General features: G+C 69.9%; 22 protein-coding genes. 10 read left to right on the forward strand and 12 right to left on the reverse strand.

Going from position 1 to position 18,997, the window contains the following annotated elements:
- Window positions 1-73 precede the first annotated feature (73 nt).
- Window positions 74-1,003: a hypothetical protein gene (locus tag AB0N89_RS00985; protein WP_364198830.1), complete on the forward strand. Its 930-nt coding sequence runs from the start codon at window positions 74-76 to the stop codon at window positions 1,001-1,003.
- 7 nt (window positions 1,004-1,010) lie between these two features.
- Here the strand turns inward: AB0N89_RS00985 and AB0N89_RS00990 are convergent, their stop codons facing one another.
- Window positions 1,011-1,805 (reverse strand): TetR/AcrR family transcriptional regulator, encoded by a 795-nt coding sequence (locus tag AB0N89_RS00990; RefSeq protein ID WP_364198832.1) that lies wholly within the window; start codon window positions 1,803-1,805, stop codon window positions 1,011-1,013.
- A gap of 68 nt (window positions 1,806-1,873) precedes the next feature.
- On the opposite strand from AB0N89_RS00990, the gene AB0N89_RS00995 reads away from it, so the two are divergent.
- Window positions 1,874-4,591, forward strand: coding sequence for a DEAD/DEAH box helicase (locus tag AB0N89_RS00995; protein WP_364198834.1), 2,718 nt, complete (start codon window positions 1,874-1,876; stop codon window positions 4,589-4,591).
- The gene (locus AB0N89_RS01000) at window positions 4,588-5,748 is read left to right on the forward strand and encodes an SWIM zinc finger family protein (protein ID WP_364198836.1); all 1,161 of its coding nucleotides are present in this window, start codon (window positions 4,588-4,590) and stop codon (window positions 5,746-5,748) included. The genes AB0N89_RS00995 and AB0N89_RS01000 overlap by 4 nt, the downstream gene beginning before the upstream one ends.
- On the opposite strand, the gene AB0N89_RS01005 is transcribed toward AB0N89_RS01000, so the two are convergent.
- Window positions 5,685-6,332 (reverse strand): DUF4865 family protein, encoded by a 648-nt coding sequence (locus tag AB0N89_RS01005; protein ID WP_364198838.1) that lies wholly within the window; start codon window positions 6,330-6,332, stop codon window positions 5,685-5,687. The genes AB0N89_RS01000 and AB0N89_RS01005 overlap by 64 nt on opposite strands.
- Before the next feature lie 24 nt (window positions 6,333-6,356).
- Entirely contained in the window at window positions 6,357-7,115 is a 759-nt protein-coding gene (locus tag AB0N89_RS01010) for a helix-turn-helix transcriptional regulator (protein WP_364198840.1), read from the reverse strand.
- Window positions 7,116-7,168: 53 nt separating this feature from the next.
- Between AB0N89_RS01010 and AB0N89_RS01015 the strand changes: the two genes are divergently transcribed.
- Window positions 7,169-8,329, forward strand: a complete 1,161-nt coding sequence (locus tag AB0N89_RS01015) for a 4-hydroxybenzoate 3-monooxygenase (RefSeq protein ID WP_364198842.1) — start codon at window positions 7,169-7,171, stop codon at window positions 8,327-8,329.
- Window positions 8,330-8,332: 3 nt separating this feature from the next.
- Here the strand turns inward: AB0N89_RS01015 and AB0N89_RS01020 are convergent, their stop codons facing one another.
- The 4 genes from AB0N89_RS01020 to AB0N89_RS01035 form a co-directional block, all read right to left on the reverse strand.
- Window positions 8,333-8,764, reverse strand: coding sequence for a hypothetical protein (locus AB0N89_RS01020; RefSeq protein ID WP_364198844.1), 432 nt, complete (start codon window positions 8,762-8,764; stop codon window positions 8,333-8,335).
- 160 nt (window positions 8,765-8,924) lie between these two features.
- Complete coding sequence (locus AB0N89_RS01025; protein ID WP_364198846.1) at window positions 8,925-10,544, reverse strand: acyl-CoA dehydrogenase family protein; 1,620 nt, start codon at window positions 10,542-10,544, stop codon at window positions 8,925-8,927.
- Entirely contained in the window at window positions 10,528-11,133 is a 606-nt protein-coding gene (locus AB0N89_RS01030) for a TetR/AcrR family transcriptional regulator (protein WP_364198848.1), read from the reverse strand. The genes AB0N89_RS01025 and AB0N89_RS01030 overlap by 17 nt, the downstream gene beginning before the upstream one ends.
- A 51-nt stretch (window positions 11,134-11,184) precedes the next feature.
- Window positions 11,185-11,763: a TetR/AcrR family transcriptional regulator gene (locus AB0N89_RS01035; RefSeq protein ID WP_364198850.1), complete on the reverse strand. Its 579-nt coding sequence runs from the start codon at window positions 11,761-11,763 to the stop codon at window positions 11,185-11,187.
- 90 nt (window positions 11,764-11,853) lie between these two features.
- Here AB0N89_RS01035 and AB0N89_RS01040 point away from each other — a divergent pair, with 90 nt between their 5' ends.
- Window positions 11,854-12,300, forward strand: a complete 447-nt coding sequence (locus tag AB0N89_RS01040; protein WP_364198852.1) for a DUF1772 domain-containing protein — start codon at window positions 11,854-11,856, stop codon at window positions 12,298-12,300.
- A gap of 3 nt (window positions 12,301-12,303) precedes the next feature.
- On the opposite strand, the gene AB0N89_RS01045 is transcribed toward AB0N89_RS01040, so the two are convergent.
- Both AB0N89_RS01045 and AB0N89_RS01050 read right to left on the reverse strand, forming a co-directional pair.
- Window positions 12,304-12,759 carry a peroxiredoxin family protein gene (locus tag AB0N89_RS01045; protein WP_364198854.1) on the reverse strand — a complete coding sequence of 152 codons (456 nt, stop codon included), beginning with the start codon at window positions 12,757-12,759 and terminating at the stop codon, window positions 12,304-12,306.
- Window positions 12,760-12,795: 36 nt separating this feature from the next.
- A complete protein-coding gene (locus AB0N89_RS01050) occupies window positions 12,796-13,320 on the reverse strand; it encodes a sigma-70 family RNA polymerase sigma factor (RefSeq protein WP_364198855.1) in 525 nt (174 codons plus the stop codon).
- A 150-nt stretch (window positions 13,321-13,470) separates the two neighbouring features.
- On the opposite strand from AB0N89_RS01050, the gene AB0N89_RS01055 reads away from it, so the two are divergent.
- The 4 genes from AB0N89_RS01055 to AB0N89_RS01070 are packed head-to-tail and all read left to right on the forward strand — an operon-like array spanning window position 13,471 to window position 16,169.
- Window positions 13,471-13,986: a DinB family protein gene (locus AB0N89_RS01055; protein WP_364198857.1), complete on the forward strand. Its 516-nt coding sequence runs from the start codon at window positions 13,471-13,473 to the stop codon at window positions 13,984-13,986.
- Between the two features lie 8 nt (window positions 13,987-13,994).
- Window positions 13,995-14,762 (forward strand): NAD(P)-binding domain-containing protein, encoded by a 768-nt coding sequence (locus AB0N89_RS01060; RefSeq protein ID WP_364198859.1) that lies wholly within the window; start codon window positions 13,995-13,997, stop codon window positions 14,760-14,762.
- Window positions 14,759-15,517 (forward strand): putative protein N(5)-glutamine methyltransferase, encoded by a 759-nt coding sequence (locus AB0N89_RS01065; protein ID WP_364198860.1) that lies wholly within the window; start codon window positions 14,759-14,761, stop codon window positions 15,515-15,517. Before AB0N89_RS01060 ends, AB0N89_RS01065 begins: the two co-directional genes overlap by 4 nt.
- A 10-nt stretch (window positions 15,518-15,527) precedes the next feature.
- The gene (locus AB0N89_RS01070; protein ID WP_364198862.1) at window positions 15,528-16,169 is read left to right on the forward strand and encodes a class I SAM-dependent methyltransferase; all 642 of its coding nucleotides are present in this window, start codon (window positions 15,528-15,530) and stop codon (window positions 16,167-16,169) included.
- 1 nt (window position 16,170) lies between these two features.
- Here AB0N89_RS01070 and AB0N89_RS01075 read toward each other — a convergent pair whose 3' ends face one another.
- Both AB0N89_RS01075 and AB0N89_RS01080 read right to left on the reverse strand, forming a co-directional pair.
- Window positions 16,171-17,010 carry a methyltransferase domain-containing protein gene (locus tag AB0N89_RS01075; protein WP_364198864.1) on the reverse strand — a complete coding sequence of 280 codons (840 nt, stop codon included), beginning with the start codon at window positions 17,008-17,010 and terminating at the stop codon, window positions 16,171-16,173.
- A gap of 49 nt (window positions 17,011-17,059) precedes the next feature.
- Window positions 17,060-17,899, reverse strand: a complete 840-nt coding sequence (locus tag AB0N89_RS01080; RefSeq protein ID WP_364198866.1) for an NAD(P)H-binding protein — start codon at window positions 17,897-17,899, stop codon at window positions 17,060-17,062.
- Window positions 17,900-17,990: 91 nt separating this feature from the next.
- Here AB0N89_RS01080 and AB0N89_RS01085 point away from each other — a divergent pair, with 91 nt between their 5' ends.
- Complete coding sequence (locus tag AB0N89_RS01085) at window positions 17,991-18,356, forward strand: helix-turn-helix domain-containing protein (RefSeq protein ID WP_364198868.1); 366 nt, start codon at window positions 17,991-17,993, stop codon at window positions 18,354-18,356.
- Between the two features lies 1 nt (window position 18,357).
- On the opposite strand, the gene AB0N89_RS01090 is transcribed toward AB0N89_RS01085, so the two are convergent.
- Entirely contained in the window at window positions 18,358-18,921 is a 564-nt protein-coding gene (locus AB0N89_RS01090; protein ID WP_364198870.1) for a CGNR zinc finger domain-containing protein, read from the reverse strand.
- Window positions 18,922-18,997 lie beyond the last annotated feature (76 nt).

Below are 18,997 nucleotides of genomic sequence, written 5' to 3' on the forward strand. Positions count from 1 at the left end.
CTATCGGCGGGACCGGCGATTCTCCCGGCGTTGCCCCGCTTCCCACCCCGCCGGACAGCGCTACCCTGCTGCCGTGATCGATACGGACGCCGACGAGGTCCGGCTGTGCGCGCTGGAAGGCTGCGAGAACCCCTTGCCCCCGCCCGCGGTCGACGCCGAGGGCAAACGCAAGGGTGGGCGGCCTTCGGCCTACTGCGGGAAGGCGCACGCCGACGCCGCGTCGCGGGCGCGGCGGGCGGCCGCGGTGGCGAGCGTGGCGGATCCGCTGCTCGAGGTCCGCCGGATCGCCGACGAGTTCACCCCGGCTGCTACGTCGCTCGTGGATCTGCTGGCAGTGATGCGCTCGCGGTTCGACGACGCCGCTGAGGCGGCACTGGGCCGGGTCACCGAAGCCGAGTCCGATGCGACCGCTGCCCGGCGCGAAGCCGAGGACGCCCATCAAGCCGCGGCGAAGGCCGACTCGGCGCGGGCGACCGCGCTGGCCGCGTCACGGGACGACAAGCTGGCCAAGGTCAAGGCTGAACGCGTCGCCGAACAGGCCTTGAAGGACGAGGAGGAGGCCCGCCGGCGGGCGTGGACCGAGATCGCCGCCCACGAACGCGCCCGAGGCGCCGCGGAAGCCGCGACCGTGGCGGCCGAACGAGCACGCGACACCCTGACCTCCGATCTCGCGAGGCTGCGCGAGGATTTCGACGCCGTCCGAGAGGAAAAGACCCGGCTGACGGAGGACTGTGGGGCCGCGCGGGCGGAATCGGCGGGCCTGCGGGGAGAACTCGACCGCGTCCGGGCCGAGCTGGCACGGGAGCACACCTCCCGCAGCCTGGCCGAGGCACGGGTGACCGCGCTGGGCGAGGAACTCGAGCGCGCGCAGGCGCGGGCGGTCGCGGATCAGGGGCGGTACGACGACGTCGTCCGCCAGCTGGCCGCACTCGTTCGCAAACCGGCTACCGACGAGGCAGTGTTCATCGACGGGCCTCCGGCGGTGAGCGGCGAGCTCGGCTAGGGACCACTCACGACGGCAGTTCGGTTCCCGAGCCGTCCGAGTCGCCGTCGACCAGCTGCTCGACCCCGTCCAGGATCCGCGCCAGGCCGAATCGGAAGGTGTGCAGCGGCGCGCTCGCCGCGCCGTGCGCTTCCCCTGCCGCCTGACCTATCCGAGCCGCCAGCGGGAAAAGTCCCGCATCGGCTTCCGGGATCTCGGCGAGCACGGGCGCGCTGGCCGTCCACCACTCCATGTCGGTCAGCCCGGATCGCCGCACGAGGCTCGCCGATTCGACCGAACCGCGGGCGATGCCCTGGACGAATCCGTTGACCATCGCCACCACGGCGTCCATCTCCAGATCGGTGAGCCCGATCGCGTCGACGGCGGCCAGCTCGCGTTCGTGTTTGGCGAAGGTGTGCGGGCCGAGAGGGAGACGGCCGGTGGTGAGCTGGAGCAGCCACGGATGCCGGTGGTACATCTCCCAGGCGTCCTCGGCGAGGATCGTCATCGTGACCCGCCAGTCGTGACTTTCCGGCGGATCGGTCAGCTCGCCGTGGACGCGGTCCATCATCAGGTCGAGCAGTTCGGCGCGGCTGGGGATGTAGGTGTAGATCGTCATGGGGGAGACGCCGAGCTTCTCCGCGCCGCGGCGCACCGACAGGGCACCGATGCCCTCGGTGTCGGCGATTTCGATCGCGGCGGTGACGATCTCGTCGACGGTGAGTTTGGGCTTGGGGCCGCGGCGGGGTTTCCCGCGCACACCCCAGAGCAGTTCGATGGTCCGCCGTGGATCGCCCGTCCCGGTGTGGTCCGCGTCCGTCATCACTTTCTCTCTACGCTGTACAGAGTTGTGTTATCCTGAACTGTACACCGTACAGAGATTGGGGTTGAGTGACGTCTCACGACGGTTTCGGCAGTGTCGTGTTCGAACCAAAGAATCCCCCTCGGACCAGCGGATTCGCCTTCTGGAACGCCGACGGGAACACGCCGGGGCCCGGGGAGGTGACAGTCGCCCTCCCCGAGATCACCACGGTGCCCTGCGTCCGGCTCACGATGGCCGAGGCGCTCCCCGCGCTGCTACGGCTTCGCGAGAGCGGCGACGAGTCCGCACGGTTCTGGAGTGTCGCCGCGGAGGCGGCGTTGAAGCTCGCCGAGGCGGGCAGGTTGCTTCCCGGGGTCACGGAGTCCGATGTGGACGCCTGGCGCGCGGGCCCATTGGAGACCGCTGACGCGGCGTGGCTGCGCGAGCTGTCCGAGGCGATGCCGGCCCGGGCGCGGGCGATCCCCGGCGACGGGAATCTGCTTCCCGCGAGGTATCCGTTGCTGCGAGCGTTCCTCGACGCCGTGGCGGACACCCTTCCCCGTACCCCGGCGGCCGCGCACGCGGCAGGCGTCAAGGCCTTCGCCGCACCGGCCGCGCACCGCGTCCCGCAGCTGCGGGACTGGGCGGCCGAGGTCGCGGCCGGGCTGGACTCCGGGGTCCGGGTCTCGGTGCGGATCGAGGCGCCCGGGGACGACTTCACCATCGGCCGCTTCAGCGGGGTCGTCCAGGTCCACAGTCTCGCCGATCCGGGTGTCCTGATCGACGCCGCCGCGCTGTGGTCGGGCGACGACCGGTTGGGCCCGCGGGCACGGATCGACGTGATGCTGGCCCTGCGCCGCGCCGCCCAGCTGTGGCCGCCGCTGGAACCCTTGCTCAGCGCCGCGGTCCCCGACGAGGTCACGATCGGCGACGCCGACGTCATCGAACTGCTCACCACGGCCGCGCCCTTGCTGGCCACGGCGGGAATCGACGTGCACTGGCCCGCCGACCTCGTCCGCGACCTGAGCGCGAAGGCCGTCGTCGGCGGGGGTGACGCGCCACCGGCCGATCTCCCGTCCTTCTTCGCCGGCGGCTCGCTCCTGCAGTTCGACTGGCAGCTGGCGCTCGGCGGCGCGCCGCTCACCGCCGCGGAGATGGACGAGCTGGCCGAGGCACACCGTCCCGTCGTGCGGTTGCGCGATCAGTGGGTGCTCGTCGACCCGGCGCTCGCGGCGAAGGCACGGGACCGCGCGTTGAAGCCGCTGACCCCGATCGACGCGCTCGGCGCCGCCCTGAGCGGAACGACCGAGGTCGACGGCGAACGCGTCGACGTCCTCACCGACGGCTGGCTCGCCGCGCTGCGGGAACGGCTGCTCGCACCGCCGGAACCGCAGGCCCCGCCCCAGGGGCTGGCCGCGACGCTGCGCGACTACCAGTTGCGCGGTCTGCAGTGGCTGACGGCGATGACGTCGATCGGGCTCGGCGGCTGCCTCGCCGACGACATGGGTCTCGGGAAGACGATCACGCTGATCTCGCTGCATCTGCACCGCGCGGACGGGCCGACCCTGGTCGTCTGCCCGGCGTCCCTGCTGGGCAACTGGGAACGCGAGATCACCCGGTTCGCCCCCGGTGTCCCGGTGCGACGGTTCCACGGCACCGAACGCTCACTCGACGACCTCGACCGCGGTTTCGTGCTGACGACGTACGGCACTCTGCGTGTCGACCCGGAGCCGCTGGCGGGTGTCCACTGGGGACTGCTGGTCGCCGACGAGGCCCAGCACGTCAAGAATCACCGCTCGGGAACGGCGAAGGCGTTGCGGACGCTGACGTCGTCGGCGCGGGTGGCGTTGACGGGCACCCCGGTGGAGAACAACCTCGCCGAGCTGTGGGCGATCCTGGACTGGACGACGCCGGGACTGCTCGGCGGCATGGCCGACTTCCGCCGGGTGTGGGCGAAACCGGTCGAGTCCGGAAAGGACCCCGAGGCGGCCGAACGGTTGTCCCGGCTGGTCCGCCCGTTCCTGTTGCGCCGCCGTAAATCCGATCCGGGGATCGCGCCGGAGCTGCCCGCGAAGACCGAGACCGACCGCCCGGTGACGCTCACCGCCGAGCAGGCGGCCCTGTACGAGGCGACGGTGCGTGAGCTGATGGCCGAGATCGCGGGCAGCGAGGGCATCGCGCGCCGCGGCCGGATCGTCAAGCTGCTCACCGGGCTCAAGCAGATCTGCAACCACCCGGCGCAGTACCTCAAGGAGCCGTCCGAAGCGGTGCTGGACGGCCGGTCGGGCAAGCTCGAACTGCTCGACGAACTCCTGGGCACGATCCTGGCCGAGGACGGCGCGGTGCTGGTGTTCACCCAGTACGTCGCCATGGCGCGGCTGCTGGAACGGCATCTCGCGGAGCGCGGGATCGGCACGCAGTTGCTGCACGGCGGCACGCCGGTGCCCAGACGCGAGGAGCTCGTGCGCCGGTTCCAGGCCGGTGAGGTGCCGGTGTTCCTGCTGTCGCTCAAGGCGGCGGGGACCGGGCTCAACCTGACGCACGCCGATCACGTCGTGCACTACGACCGCTGGTGGAACCCCGCGGTGGAGGATCAGGCGACCGACCGCGCGTACCGGATCGGGCAGACCCGGCCGGTGCAGGTGCACCGGCTCATCGCCGAGGGCACGGTCGAGGACCGGATCGCGGCGATGCTGCGGGAGAAGCGCGCGCTGGCCGACGCGGTGCTCGCCGGCGGCGAGGCGGCGCTGACCGAACTGACCGACGAGGAGCTGGCCGATCTGGTCGAGTTGAGGAGCCGCCGATGAGCACGCCCGACGATCGCGTCCGCGGTTTCCCCGCCTTCGGGGCGCAAGGCGGACGCGGGCAGTTCGCCCGCTCGTGGTGGGGCCGTGCGTGGATCAGCGCGATGGAGGACACCGCGCTGGACCTGCGTCAGCTCAAACAGGGCCGCAAGTACGCCGCGGCGGGCCGGGTCGGTCCGATCACGGTCAGCCCCGGACGGATCGCGGCCGTGGTCGACGACCAGGAGGGCCAGTACCGCACCGAGGTCCGGCTCGCGGAACTGACCGACGAGGACTGGGAACGGTTCCTCGACAGGGTCGCGTCCCGGGCCGGGCATCTCGCCGCGTTGCTGGACCGGGACATGCCGCACGACCTCGTCGAGGCCGCCGACGACGCCGGGGTGCATCTGCTGCCCGGGATCGGTGACCTCGACCCGGACTGTGACTGTCCCGGGTGGGAACTTCCGTGCCGTCACGCCGCGGCCCTGTCGTTCCAGGCGTCGTGGCTGCTCGACGCGGATCCCTTCGTGTTGCTGCTGATGCGCGGCAAGGGAGAGCGGGAACTCCTCGACGAATTGCAGCGGCGCAACGCGCCCAGGTTCGTGCGGACGGGAGACGACGATACGACGGCCGAGCGGGCCTACGCCGACGAGCCGGGCCCGTTGCCGGACCTCGCCGCCTTCGCGCCCGCCGGCGGCCCGACCGTGCCGGGCGCGCCCGGCATCCCGGCGGAGACCTTCGCCCTGCTGGTCGCCAACGCGGGCCAGACGGCCACAGCGTTGCTGGAGTCGCAGCCGAAGCTGACCCGCAGGCAGGACGCCGTCCGTCTCGCCGCCACCCTGCCCGCCACGGCCGATCGCCTGCGCCCGGACGGGAACGGTGAGGATTTCGACCGTGCGGTCCTCGCGTGGCAGCACGGTGGCCGGTCCGGTCTCGAGGTCCTGGAGACCGCGTGGACGCCGCCGTCGCAGGCGATGGGCCGGGCGCGGGCGGCCTTCGCCGAGGTGGTGGACGATCCCGGCGAAGGTGTGGACGTCGAACGCAACCGGTGCACCGTCCACGGGACGGGCGTGCAGGTGCGCCTGGGCAAGGACGGGCTCTGGTACCCGTACCGGGATCAGTGGCCCGCCGGTCCGCCCGAAACCGACCCCGGCGCGGTGTTCGCGGCACTGCTGGGCTGATCCCACTGCCGTCCTCGCCGCAACTGGTCCAGATGCGGCGAGGACAGGTGGAGGATCCGATAGCGCACTTCGTCGGACTCCGGCGCCTCACCGGTCCAGAGGCTGTAGCGCACCACCTGCCAGGTTCTCGGGTCGACGGCCAGCGCGCCCGAGTGCGCACCGTCCTGCCGCAGGTGCTCGTGGAGCCCGTCGAGAGCCTCGCCCAGGAAGGCGACCGGATCGGTCTCGGCGGGGATCGAAAGAACGTGCTTTCCCGCCGCGACAGGGGCAGTGCCGAACGCGGGACCCTCCTCGAATCCGAGCACGGTCCAGTGCTGGACGGCGGGACGCCCGAACGACTCGACGATGCCGCTGAACGGGCCGCCGAACAGGAAGGTGTTCATCCCGGCCTCGTCGTGCCACAGGTAGAACGGCGAATACTGGTTGAGCGTGGAGCCGTCGACGCCGCGTTCACGGATCCCGTACACCTTCAGCCCCAGGCCGCCGAAGTCGTCGAGCAGATGCCCGCGCGTGGCGACGCGGTCGCGGATGATGCCCATGTCGTAGTCGGCGGGGAGGGTGATCTCGTACTGCATCGCATGCATGCGTACATACTAGTAGGTACAGAGCTAGGGGTGGCGTAATCCGGCCTGGTAACGACCGGGAGTCTCGCCGACGACGGAGACGAAGGCCTCGATGAAACTGGTGGGGTTCGCCCAGCCCAGCCGGGACGACACGGTGGTCACGGCGTGCCCGTCGCCGAGCAGGACGAGGGCGTGCTGGACGCGGAGCATGCTCCTCCACTGCCGGAAACTCACGCCGAGCTCGTCCTGGAACAGCCTGCTGAGCACGCGTTCACTGGCGCCGGCGGTCCGCCCGAGTTCGCGCAGCGTCGCGGAATTCGACGGATCGTCGTGCAGCAGCGAGGTCACCGCCCGCAGCCTGTCGTCGGCGGGTTCGGGCAGGTAGAGCTCCTGCGGCTCGGCGTCGGTCAGTTCGTCGATGATCAGCCCGCGAAGCCGGTGACGGGGCCCCGGATCGCGAGGACGCCCGTCGCTGAGCGCCAGGAGCGCCTCGCGCAACAGCGGTGTCACGGCGAAGACCGACGGCAAGGCGGGCAGGAAACGGCACAGCCGGAGGGGCAGGTCGATGCGCCTGACCTCGGTCTCGCCGTAGGCCCGATGGGAATGCTCGAATCCCGGCGGTGTCCAGGTGATCCGATTCGCCGGCGCGACCCAGGTCCCCCGTTCGGTGGTGGTCGCGAGCGCGCCCGTGGACGGGTAGAGCAGCTGTCCCCGCGTGTGGGAATGCGGGCCGACCAGCTGGCCGTGGGTCAACGATCCGCGGCCGGTGTCACCCGGCTGCAGACCTCGGCGGAATTCCGGCATAGAGCGTCAGAATACCGGTAGTAGGACGCCGCGACCTAGGCGAAACTCGAACCATGCCCACAGAAGAAGCGAGCAAACCCGTCGTGATCGTCGGAGCCGGGGTGTCCGGACTCGCACTCGGCAACTTCCTGCTGCGCGAGGGGATCGACTGCGTCGTCCTCGAACGGCGCGACCGCGACCACGTCGAGCGACGCCAGCGCGCCGGGGTCATCGACACCCGCGCCACCCGCGCGTTCCGCAAGCGGGGCCTGGAAGACCGGATCGTCGGAGGATCTCCCGTCCAAGCCGGCCTCGGCTTCCGTGTCGACGGTCAGGACCGGTGGCTGGACCTCGTCGCCGACGAACACCGTGAGGGCCGGTTCTGTCCCCAGCAGGTTCTCGTGCGGAACCTCATCACCGTGTTCGAACAGGAGGGAGGCGACCTGCGGTTCGGCACCGAAGTGACCGTGGAGGACGGCGAACGCCCGCGCGTCCGGCTCGGCGACGGGGCGATCATCGAGGGCGACTTCATCGCCGGATGCGACGGCAGCCACGGCGCGACCCGGGCCGCCATCCCCGAGGGCCGGATCACCCGCCATTCCCACGAGTTCGGCTACGCGTGGCTGGTCGTCCTGACCGACGCGCCGCCCACTCGCCAGACGCTGATGGCGATCCACTCGCGCGGCTTCGCGGCCGCGTTCGCGCGGGGGCCGGAGGCGAGCCGGTTCTACCTCCAGTGCCCGCTCGGCGACACGGTCGCGGACTGGCCGGACGAACGGATCTGGAGCGAGCTCGAAACGAGGTTCTGCGAACCGATCGCCACGAAGGGCACGATCGTCGAGAAGGGGCTGGTGCCGCTTCGGAGCGAGGTCCTCAGCCCGATGAGCCACGGCGGGATCCACCTGCTCGGCGACGCCGCGCACATCGTCCCGCCGTCGAGCGCCAAGGGGATGAACCTCGCCCTGCACGACGCCGACGTCTTCGCCGAGGCCCTGGTCCGCTACTACGAGAAGGACGACCGGAGCCTGCTCGACGCCTACTCCGACACCCGGCTGCGCGACGTGTGGAACTACCAGGCCTTCGCGACGTGGTTCACCGACACCGTCCACGATGCCGGGGACCCGGGCTGTCGAGGGGAGTTCCGTCATCGGGTGGCGCGCGCGGATCTGGCGCGGCTGTTCACTTCGGACACGGCGAACCGGCTGCTCAGCGAGTTCATCGCCGGTCTGAACTGAACGCTATTTCTTGCTGAGCCGGATGATCCCTTCGTCGCCTTGCACGGCGACGACGACGATCACCTGCCGGTTGATCTGATGGACCATCCCCGGCGGCCCGGACACCGCTTCGCCCATCCCGCCCGAGGCGGGGGCGAGCCCGACTTTCCCGGCGCGGATCGTGACCGAGAGCGGGCCGGCTCCGCCGTCGTTGGGGATCTGGTCACCGGTCCGCACGAGCACCTCGCACTCCCCGTCGGCGCAAGCACGCAGATCCCGCCCGTCCGCCGCGGTGAACGGCGAGCCTGACGGGGCCGCCGCCTCCATCATCGGCGCGCTCTCCGTGGACGGTTTCGCGCTCACCGCCGCGAACAGCGGTGTCGGCTCGGTTCTCGCGCAACCGGCGGCGAGCAGTGCCAGCGGAATCAGGACCAGACATCTTCGGCGATCGACCATGACCGAGGAACGTAGCCGACCCGCGCGCCCTTGGATGCACCCGAATTCCGCAATCCTGCGGCTGTTCGCAGTGCTCGGCGCCGGTCCGGCCGGGGTAACCGGCCGGACCGGCGCACCACGTGGTCAGGTGGGTACTGAGCGTTGGAGGAGGGCGTCCCGCTCAGACTTCGGCGCGGGCGATGATCGCCCGAGTGTCCACACCGGACGGAAGGGTCCCGAACGCGACGCCCCAGTCGCCGCCCAGCCGCGACGCGCAGAACGCGTCGGCGACCGCCGGCGTCCCGTGCCGCACCAGCAGCGAACCCTGGAGCACCAGCGCCATCGATTCGACCAGCCGCCGGGCCCGATACTCGATGTCGGACAGATCGGCCAGCTCCTTGCGCAGCCGCCCTGTCGCGTCGTCCAGCCGGGCGTCGGCGCCCGCTGCTCGCTCGACCTCCGAGAAGTACGCCGCCACCGACTTCGGCTGCTTGGCCATCGCCCGCAACGCGTCCAGCGCCGCGACGTTGCCCGACCCCTCCCAGATCGACATGAGCGGTGCTTCACGGTAGAGCCGCGGCATCCCGGAGTCCTCGACGTACCCGTTGCCGCCCAGGCACTCCAGCGCCTCGACCGCGTGCGATGGGCCGCGTTTGCACACCCAGTACTTCGTCACCGCCAGCCCCAGCCGCCGGAACGCCTGTTCCTGCTCGTCGTCCGGCCGGTCGGTGGCCGCCGCCAGCCGCATCCCGACCGTCGTCGCCGCCTCGGACTCGACGACGAGGTCCGCCAGCACGTTGCCCATCAGCGGCTGATCGACCAGATCGGCGCCGAACGCGCTCCGGTGCCGGGCGTGGTGGACGGCCCGCACGGCGCCGTAGCGCATTCCCGAGGCGCTGCCGACCGCGCAGTCCAGGCGGGTGTTGTTCACCATCTCGATGATGGTGCGCACCCCGCGGCCTTCCTCGCCGACGAGCCAGCCGATCGCGTCGTCGTACTCGATCTCCGACGACGCGTTGGACCGGTTGCCGAGCTTGTCCTTCAGCCGCTGCAGCCGGATCCCGTTGCGGGAGCCGTCGGGCAGGACGCGGGGGAGCAGGAAGCACGACAGTCCGCCGGGCGCCTGGGCCAGCGTGAGGAACATGTCCGACATCGGCGCCGAGGTGAACCACTTGTGCCCGACGATCACGTGGCTGCCGTCGCCGAGCGGCCGCGCGGTGGTGGTGTTCGCCCGGACGTCGGAGCCGCCTTGCTTCTCCGTCATCGACATCCCCGCGATCAGCCCGCGCTTCGTGCTCGGCTCGCGCAGCCCGAAGTCGTACTCCGTCGCCGCCAGCAGCGGCTCGTACCGCTCGGACAGCTCGGGGTTGAACCGCAGCGCCGGAACCGCCGCGTAGGTCATCGAAATCGGGCAGGTATGCCCGGCGTCGACCTGACCCCAGACGTACATCTTCGCCGCCCGTGCGGCGTGCGCGCCCGGCCGGGAATCCCGCCACGGCGTCGCGTGCAGCCCGTAGGACACCGCGACGTCCATCAGCTCGTGCCAGTACGGATGGAACTCGACCTCGTCGATCCGGTTCCCGACCCGGTCGTGCGTCCGCAGCACCGGTTCGTTCTCGTTGACCAGCCTGCCCCACTCCTGGGCCTGCTCACTCCCGGCCAGCCTGCCGAGCGCGTGCAGTTCCGCCACCGCCCAGCCGGCGTCAGCCCGCTCCAGGCCCTCCAGCAGGGCCGGATCGGCGGCGACGTCGTAGTCCGCCAGCGGCGGCACCTGGTTGGTGACCTCATGAGTGACCGGCATCGGAACCTCCCAAAGAACGCAGGACGAAAGTGCGCAGCCCGGACACTTCGTCCGCGCTGCCGGTGGTCAACGGGCCGATCAGCACTTCGGCCGCGGCGCCGACGAGCGCCGCCGCGGTGACGTCGGCGTCCTGGGCGGGGAACGCACCGGACCGGACGCCGTCGGCGACGTGCTGGGCGACGATGTCGCGGAACGCGCGCCGGAACACCAGCCGCTCGGCCTCGATGGGCGCGTCGACGGGCTCGGCCAGCAGCGCGTACGCCATCCGCGGGGTCTTCAGCGCCCGGCTCGCGAAGGTGTCGAAGACGGCCACGACCCGCTCGGCGGGTGTTCCGGGCAGCTCCGACACCGCGCGCACGGCCTCGACCTCACGGGTGACGACCTTCCGGAACAACTCCACGACCAGCGCGGCCTTGGTGGGGAAGTGGCGGTACACGCTCCCGACGGCGATCCCGGCGCGCTCGGCGACGGCCGAGACCGAGCAGCCCGCGTAGCCGCGTTCGGCCAGCTGCTCGATGGCGGCGGCGAGGACGGCGTCGCGCTGGGCGTCGAGGCGCTCCTGGACCTTCGGTGTACGGCGGTACGGCACTCAAGAAGTGAAGCACTGATTCACACCTTCAGTCAACGCGCGGACCGTGTGTCAGAGCACGGCGAGCCGGCCCACCAGCAGCTCCACTCTCTGCCGGGTGAACTCCCGTGGCAGTCGTTGCTCCCGGGTCAGGGTGGCCAGTCCGTGCAGTGCCGCCCAGAACAGTTCGGTGAACAGCGCCGGATGGACGCCCTCCCCGGCGACCTCACCGAGACACTCCAGTAGCGCCGCGAACGCGTCCTTCAGCGGCTCCGGGGTGTCCTCCTGCGCGAACGCCAGACCGCCGTCGAGCTGGAAGATGGCGTCGTAGACCGCCGGATTGCGCTCGGCGAACTCGAGATAGGCGCCAGCGAGAGCGGTGACCCGCGCACGAGGGCCCTCAGCGGCGGAAGTGGCGGCCCGCAGTGCCACCGCCAGCTCGGCCGAGCCCTCGAGAGCGACGGCGCCGATGATCTCGCGCTTGCCGCGGAAATGGCTGTAGAGGACGGGCTGGCTGTAGTCGATGCGCTCGGCGAGGCGGCGGGTGGTGACCGCGTCCCAGCCTTGCTGCTCGGCGAGTTCGCGGGCCGTCGCCACGATGAGGCGCTCGCGTTCCGCCCGTTCGCGCTGCTTGCGTTCCTGTACCGACATGAGGAGATCCTAGCATTGCTAGACAATCGAGCGGCAGTAGTACTAGCGTTGCCTTATCAGCTAGCGACACTAGATTTCTGGAGGAGTCTTATGCTCAGCGCACTACAGGTCTGCACCGTCGTGGTCGTCGGCGTGATGGTGGGGGTGGAGTTCTCCGTCGCCTTCGTCATGAACCGGATCTTCAACGGACTCCCCGAGGACAGCGGTCAGCTCGGGCGAGCCCACGGCGGCCGGATGCTCGGCGCGGTCATGCCGTTCTGGTACATCGGCTCACTCGTCCTGAGCGCGATCTGGGCCATCGCCGCCTGGAACCGCCCAGGCACGGCCCTCGTGGTCATCGCCGCCGCGCTGCTGATCGTCAGCGTGATCATGTCGATCCTGCTGCTCGTCCCGATCAACAACCGGGGCAAGACCTGGACCCCCGAGAACCGCCCCGAGGACTGGAAAGAGCAGATGAACCGCTGGGACCGGTTCCACTACCTCCGCGTCGCCGTCATCATCGCCGCCTTCGCCCTGCTCGCCGCCGCCCTCGTCTGAAACCTACGACGCCCCGAGCAACGCCACGGCCTTGGCGATCCCCTTCTTGTCGTACGCGCCGGTCGGCATGGTCGACACGCGCGCGTGACGGACGACCCCACCCCGGTCGATCAGCACACTGCCCGACTGCTGCAGCATCTTCTTCGCCAGCCCGAAGGCCTCGTGCGGAGTACCGTTCCGGCCGGTGACCACCCGAAGCGACAACCCGCGCTTCGCCCGCCACGCCGCCGCTTCGGCCCGGCCCTCGGGAACGGCGATCAGAATCCGCACACCGGCGGCGGCCAGCTCGTCGGCCTGCCTCGCGAGGTCCTTCACATGACCGGTGCAGACGGGGCACGTGGTCGAGCGCATGAAGTAGAGCAGCACGTGGTCCGCGCCGCGGTGATCCGACAGCCGGACCACCTGCCCGGCGGTGTCCTCCAGGACGAGGTCGGGGACCGTGGAACCGATTTCGAGCATGACAACTCCTCAATAGATACGAGAGAAAGGGGGAAATTACGGAAGCAGCGACTCGCGGACGGTCGCCCGCGCCCGGTGCAGCCGGGACTTCATCGCCGCGGTACTCAGGCCGAGCGCGTCCGCGACCGCCCGGCCCGGATGACCCTGGATGTCACGCATGATCAGGACACGACGCTGATCGGCGGGCAACTCGGCGATCGCCGCCGCCACCCGGCGCGCCTCCAGCCGCTCCAGGGCATCGTCCTCCGCCGAGATCACCGCGCCGGACATCGCCAGATCATCGCCACGCACCGCCCGCCGGGCCCGGCGAAGGCACTCGTTGCGCACGATCCGGAACATCCACGACGCGAGCGCACCGGTCGCCCGCAAGGTGCCGATCTTGCGGTACAGGATGATCAGCGCCTCCTGCGCGGAATCCTCCGCGTCCTCCGGCGACGCGCACAACGAACGCGCGAAACGCTGCACATGGGGATGGGAACCCGAGACCAAGGCCGCGATGGCGTCCGCGTCACCGCTCTGCGCGGCCGCGACCAAAGACTCCCTGGGCCACTCGGACTCCACGACAACCTCCTTCCACGCCGGGCTTGTCCCGACCCCTACAAGAGCCGGCACCCCCGCGAAAGGATTCAGCCCACGCCCCACAGCGGGACGTGACCCCGCTCACGTCCCGCTCGCCACAGGCCCACCTCGCCCGATGGCATGATCGCCGTCATGACATGGACCGCCCCCGAGGTGACCCGTCCGTCCGGCGACACCGCCGCCGACGAACGCGTTCTTCTTCCCTCGCTGCTGAACTGGCACCGCAGCACCTTCCTCCACAAACTCGCCGGACTCACCGGAGAACAGCTCGCCCAGGCGTCGGTCCCGCCCTCGAACCTCACCCTCCTCGGCCTCGTCCGGCACCTGGCCAAGGTCGAACGCATCTGGTTCCGCCTGCACTACGCGGGCCAGGACATCGGACCGCTCTACGACCCCGCCCTCGGCAAGGACCACGACTTCGAAACCCTCGACGCCGGCAAAGCCGAAGAGGCCTACAACGTCCTGCTCGAAGAGATCCGCCTCGCCGACGAAGCCGCCGCCGGAGGATCCCTCGACGACACCTTCAAGCTCGGCGACGCCCCGTTCTCCCTGCGCATGCTCTACATCCACATGATCGGGGAATACGCCCGCCACAACGGCCACGCCGACCTCATCCGCGAACGCGTCGACGGCCACACCGGAGCCTAGGAGCGACCATGGAATACGGATTCATCGGCGCCGGTGAGATCACCGCCGCCATCGTCGAAGGCCTCAGCAAGGACATCGCCGAACCGCCCTCGATCTTCCTCTCGCCCCGCAGCCGCAGCGTCGGCCAAGAACTCTCGGCCCGCTTCGCCAACGTCGAAGTCCGCGACAGCAACCAAGCCGTCGTCGACAGCGCCCCGACCATCGTCCTCGCCGTGCGCACGCCAATCGCCGAAGAAGTCCTCCGCGACCTCACCTTCCGGCCCGACCAGGTCCTGATCAGCGCCCTCGCCGGCGTCCCCCTCGACCGGCTGCGCGAATGGGCCGCCCCCGTACGCGAAGTCGTCCGGAGCATCCCGCTGCCCCCGGCCTCCCGCCGCCAGAGCCTCACCGCCCTGTACCCGGACAACCCCGAGGCACGAGCTCTCTTCGACAGCATCGGCGGCAGCGTCGTCCCCGCCGCGGAGAAGGACCTCGACATCTTCAGCGGCGCCACCGCCACCTTCGCCGCCCACCTCGACTACCTCGGCACCATCGCCGCCTGGATGACCGACCAGGGCATCGAGGACACCGTGGCGACCACCTTCACCAGCCACATCTTCGGGCAGCTCGGCCACTCCCTGATCGAGCAGGGCGGCTCCCTCGAAACCCTCACCGGCAAGCACATGACCCCCGGCGGGCTCAACGAGCAATTCCTCACCGACCTGCGCACCAACGGCGTCCCCGACACCGTCCGCCACGCCCTCGACGGAATCCTCTCCAGGCTGCGCGACAAGTGACCACGGTCGACAGACTCCGGGCAGCCGGGTGCGTCTTCGCCGAAGACGAAGCCCGGCTGCTCAGAGCCGAAGCCCGCACACCCGCCGAACTCGACACCATGGTCCGCCGCCGTGTCGACGGCGAACCCCTCGAAGTCATCCTCGGCTGGGCCGAATTCCACGGACTCCGCATCACCGTCGAACCCGGCGTCTTCGTGCCACGCCAACGCTCAGAGCTGCTGGTCCGCCACGCTGTCGCGCTCGCCGGACCGGGAGCGGTCGTCGTCGACCTCTGCTGCGGCACCGGCGCGCTCGGTGCCGCCATCGCCACCGAACTCCCCGGAATCCGGCTCCACGCGGCCGACATCGAACCCGCCGCCGTCCGCTGCGCCCGGATCAACGTCGCCGAAGCCGGGGGAGAGGTCTTCGAAGGCGACCTCTACGAGCCCCTCCCCGCATCCCTGCGAGGCCACGTCGACCTCCTCGTCGTCAACGCCCCCTACGTCCCCACCGACGCCATCGCGATGATGCCGCCCGAAGCACGCGACCACGAACCCCGCGTCGCGCTCGACGGCGGACACGACGGCGTCGAGGTCCACCGCCGCGTCGCCGCCGAAGCTTCCCAATGGCTCGCTCCCGGCGGTCACCTGCTCGTCGAAACCGGCGAAACCCAATCCGCGAACACCGCGAAAGCCATGGCGGACAACGGTTTGACCCCCGAAGTGATCACCGACGACGACCTGTACGCGACTATTGTTGTCGGAGCCCGCCACTAGGGTGCCCGCCGTGACCGACTACCTCGACACCACCCGAACCGCCTACGACACCGTCGCGGCCGACTACGCAGAACTCCTCCGCGACCACCTCGCCGGATCCACCTGGGACAGGGCAATGCTCGGCGCGTACGCCGAAATCGTCCAGGCCGCCGGTGGCGGACGCGTCGCCGAAATCGGCTGCGGCACCGGCCGCGTCACCGACTACCTCCACGGACTCGGGCTCGACATCCACGGCGTCGATCTCTCCCCGGGGATGCTCGCCGTCGCCCGCGAGTGGTACCCACACCTGGACTTCGAAATCGGGGAGATGCCCGGTTTGCCCATTCAGGACGGTGCACTGACCGGCGTCGTCGCCTGGTACTCGATCATCCACACCCCACGCGAACGCCTGCCGGAGATCTTCACCGACTTCCACCGGATCCTCGCCCCGGGCGGCCACCTCATGGTGGCCTTCCAGGTCGGCGACGAAGTGCGCCACATCGAGCACGCGTACGGGCACGACATCACCTGCGACGCGTACCGGCTCTCGCCGGAGAAGATCGCCGAACAACTGGGGGAGGCGGGATTCACCGTGCTTTCCCAGCTCGTCCGTGAGCCGTCCGAGGAGTTCGAGAACACCCCACAGGCCTACCTGATCGCCCGCAAGCCCTAGGTCAAGGACGCCGGGCCTCGACGAGCCAGGCCGCCGAGCCGTAGAAAACGCCTCGGTCGGTCTGGTGCTCGGCGAGATCGGCGCGCAACGTCTCGATGGCCTTCACACGGGTGGCGTCGTCCAGGTCGCTCAGCCGCCCGCCGTGCTGCTCGATGACGAACTCGGCCGCGTCGTCGACGTCCTGCCCGAAGTACATCGGCTTGTCCACCGCGGTGCACCGGACGTCGGCGTACCCAGCGGAGGTCAGCAGCGCCTCGGTCTCGTGCGGATCGCTGAGCGCGAGATTCACCGACGGCACCTCACGGCCCGCGGCGAAAATCGTCCGGAACGTCGTGATCCACTCGTTGAGCCGCAACGGCTGCCACGTCAGCAACACGAGACGACCCCCTGACCGCGTCGCCCCGGCCAGATTGACAAACGCCGCCAGGGGAGTACCGAAGAACATCGATCCATGCCTGCTGATCACCACGTCGAAGCCAGACTCGGGAAACGCGTGGACCTGAGCGTCCACCTGCTCGAACGAGACGTTGGGAACGCGTTCCTCCTCGGCGAGACGCCGGGCGAGGCCGAGCATCTCGCCCGAAAGGTCGACGCCCAGCGCGGACCCTTCGGTGGCCAGCCGAGCCGCGTCCCGCGTCGTCTGACCGGCTCCGCAGCCGACATCAAGGACACGATCACCCGGCTGGATGCCGGCCGCGGAGAAGAAGGTGTCGCGGTACGCGGCGACGCCGTCGTTGAACCGCTGCGCGCGCTTGGCCCACAGCGCGCCATCATCGCCATTCCACGCCTTCAACATCCGCTCGTTGGACGGATCGACGCGCACAGCGCTGCTCTCGGACATTTCGGTGACCCCCAGATTTCGATTCCAGGGATGACCATAGCGCCACCCGTCAGCGGAACGCGGCGACGTTCCGGGCAGCCCAATCGGCGAACGACCGCGGCGCGCGACCGAGCACCCGCTCCACATCCGGACTGACGCGCAACTCGGCCGGAGTCGGCGAACTCAGGATGTCCAAGGTGTCGTCAGCGAGCTCCGCCGGCATGCTCCGGACCATCCCCGCCTTCGCCTCGGCCCGGCTCAGCTCGTGGAAACGCACCGGCGAACCCAGCACCCCGGCCAGCGCCGCGGCCTGCTCGCGCGGCGTGATCACCGCCGGACCGGTCAGCTCGTACACCTCACCGAGATGCCGATCGTCCACCAGACAAGCGGCCGCGACCTCCGCGATGTCCGCCGGATCGATGATCGGAACACCCGTGTCACCGAACGGCGCGGCGACCATCCGCTGAGCACGCACGGACTCCGCCCACCACAGCGCGTTGGACGCGAAGCCACCTGGCCGCAGGATCGCCCAGTCCAAACCGGACTCCCGCAGCCTGTCCTCCAGAGCACGCATCGCGATCCGCGTCGCACCGAACGGCCTGGTCGCCACACCCAACGTCGAAAGCAGGACTACACGGCGGACTCCGCTCGCCGCGGCCTCGCGGACGATGTCCGCCGGGTTGGCTCCGGCGGCGTGCAGGTCACCGGAGAGCAGAAGGAACAACGCCTTCGCCCCGGCCAGCGCGGCGTCGAGACCGGCAGGCTCCGCCAGATCGGCCACCACATGCCGCCCGCCCTCCGGCGCCGCCGCGGCGTGCCGCGACACCGCCGTCACCTCCTGGCCCGCCGCGACCAGCGCCTCGGTCAACGGCCGGCCGATGTTCCCGGTAGCCCCGGTCACCACGATCATGAAAGCTCCTTCGTCCGATGTTCCCTGTGGTCAGGACGCTAGAAGTGGAGCTAACTCTTGGTAAGTACATACCTGGAGGTAAGCTCCTGACATGGCTGGAGGCTCGCAGATCACCCAAGGTGACACCGAGACGCGGTATGAGGTGTTTCACACCGACTGCGCCGCCCGTGACGTGGTCGACCACATCACCAGCCGCTGGGGAATCTGGGTACTGATCTCCTTGCAGAGCAACGATCTCCGCTTCTTCGAGCTCCGCGAAAGCATCCAGGGCATCAGCGAGAAGATGCTCGCCCAGTCCCTGCGCTCCCTGGTCCAGGACGGCCTGATCTGGCGCAAGGTCGAGCCGACCACGCCACCTCAAGTCACCTACGGGCTGACCGAATTCGGCCGGGACGTCGGCGAGCCGCTGGGGGAGTTGTTCGACCGGATCACCCAGCGACTCGGGTCACGCCCCTAGCTCACGGCCTTTTGCCTTTGCTGGCATTGAAGCGCGCCTTTTTCTGGCGATTCCCGCAGGTACCCATGTCGCACCATTTGCGGGTCCGGCTCTGGCTGGTGTCGAAAAAGGCGGCCTGGCAGGTCGGCGACGCGCACAAGGCCAACTTTCCGTCCCGCTCGCCGGAGAGGATGCCGATCGCGTCGGCTGCGATCACCCCGAGAGCGTCTTCCACACGCGACGCCGAACTCAGCCGCCAGTGACGAGTGCCCTCCGGAGTCAGGACGGCCGAGGCCCGGCTCTCGATGCTGCGGTCATTGATGACCCGGACAGCGGACACAGGGGGAGTGTCGCCGATCGCGGCCGCCGTCGCGGCGGCGTGAATCGATTCCCTCAGTTCCCGGGCCAGTTCCAGCTGGGCAGCGGTGCAGGAATCCACCGCGAGACCGCTCACCGTCAGCCAATCGACGAGCCGCTGCGGCGTGGGTACGCGCTCGACGGCCTCACCGCGACGCTCTGTCAGAGTCGCCGTGAAGCTCGTCGCCAGCACAGTGCCGAGGCGGAAGTCAGGGAACCCGTCAGACATGGGAACCACCTTAGCCGGTTGCTTCTGGACCTGACGACATGTTAGAACCGTCTTAGCCGGTTCCACGATGGTCAGG

Source organism: Amycolatopsis sp. NPDC089917 (assembly GCF_040684635.1).
Classification (GTDB): Bacteria; Actinomycetota; Actinomycetes; order Mycobacteriales; family Pseudonocardiaceae; genus Amycolatopsis.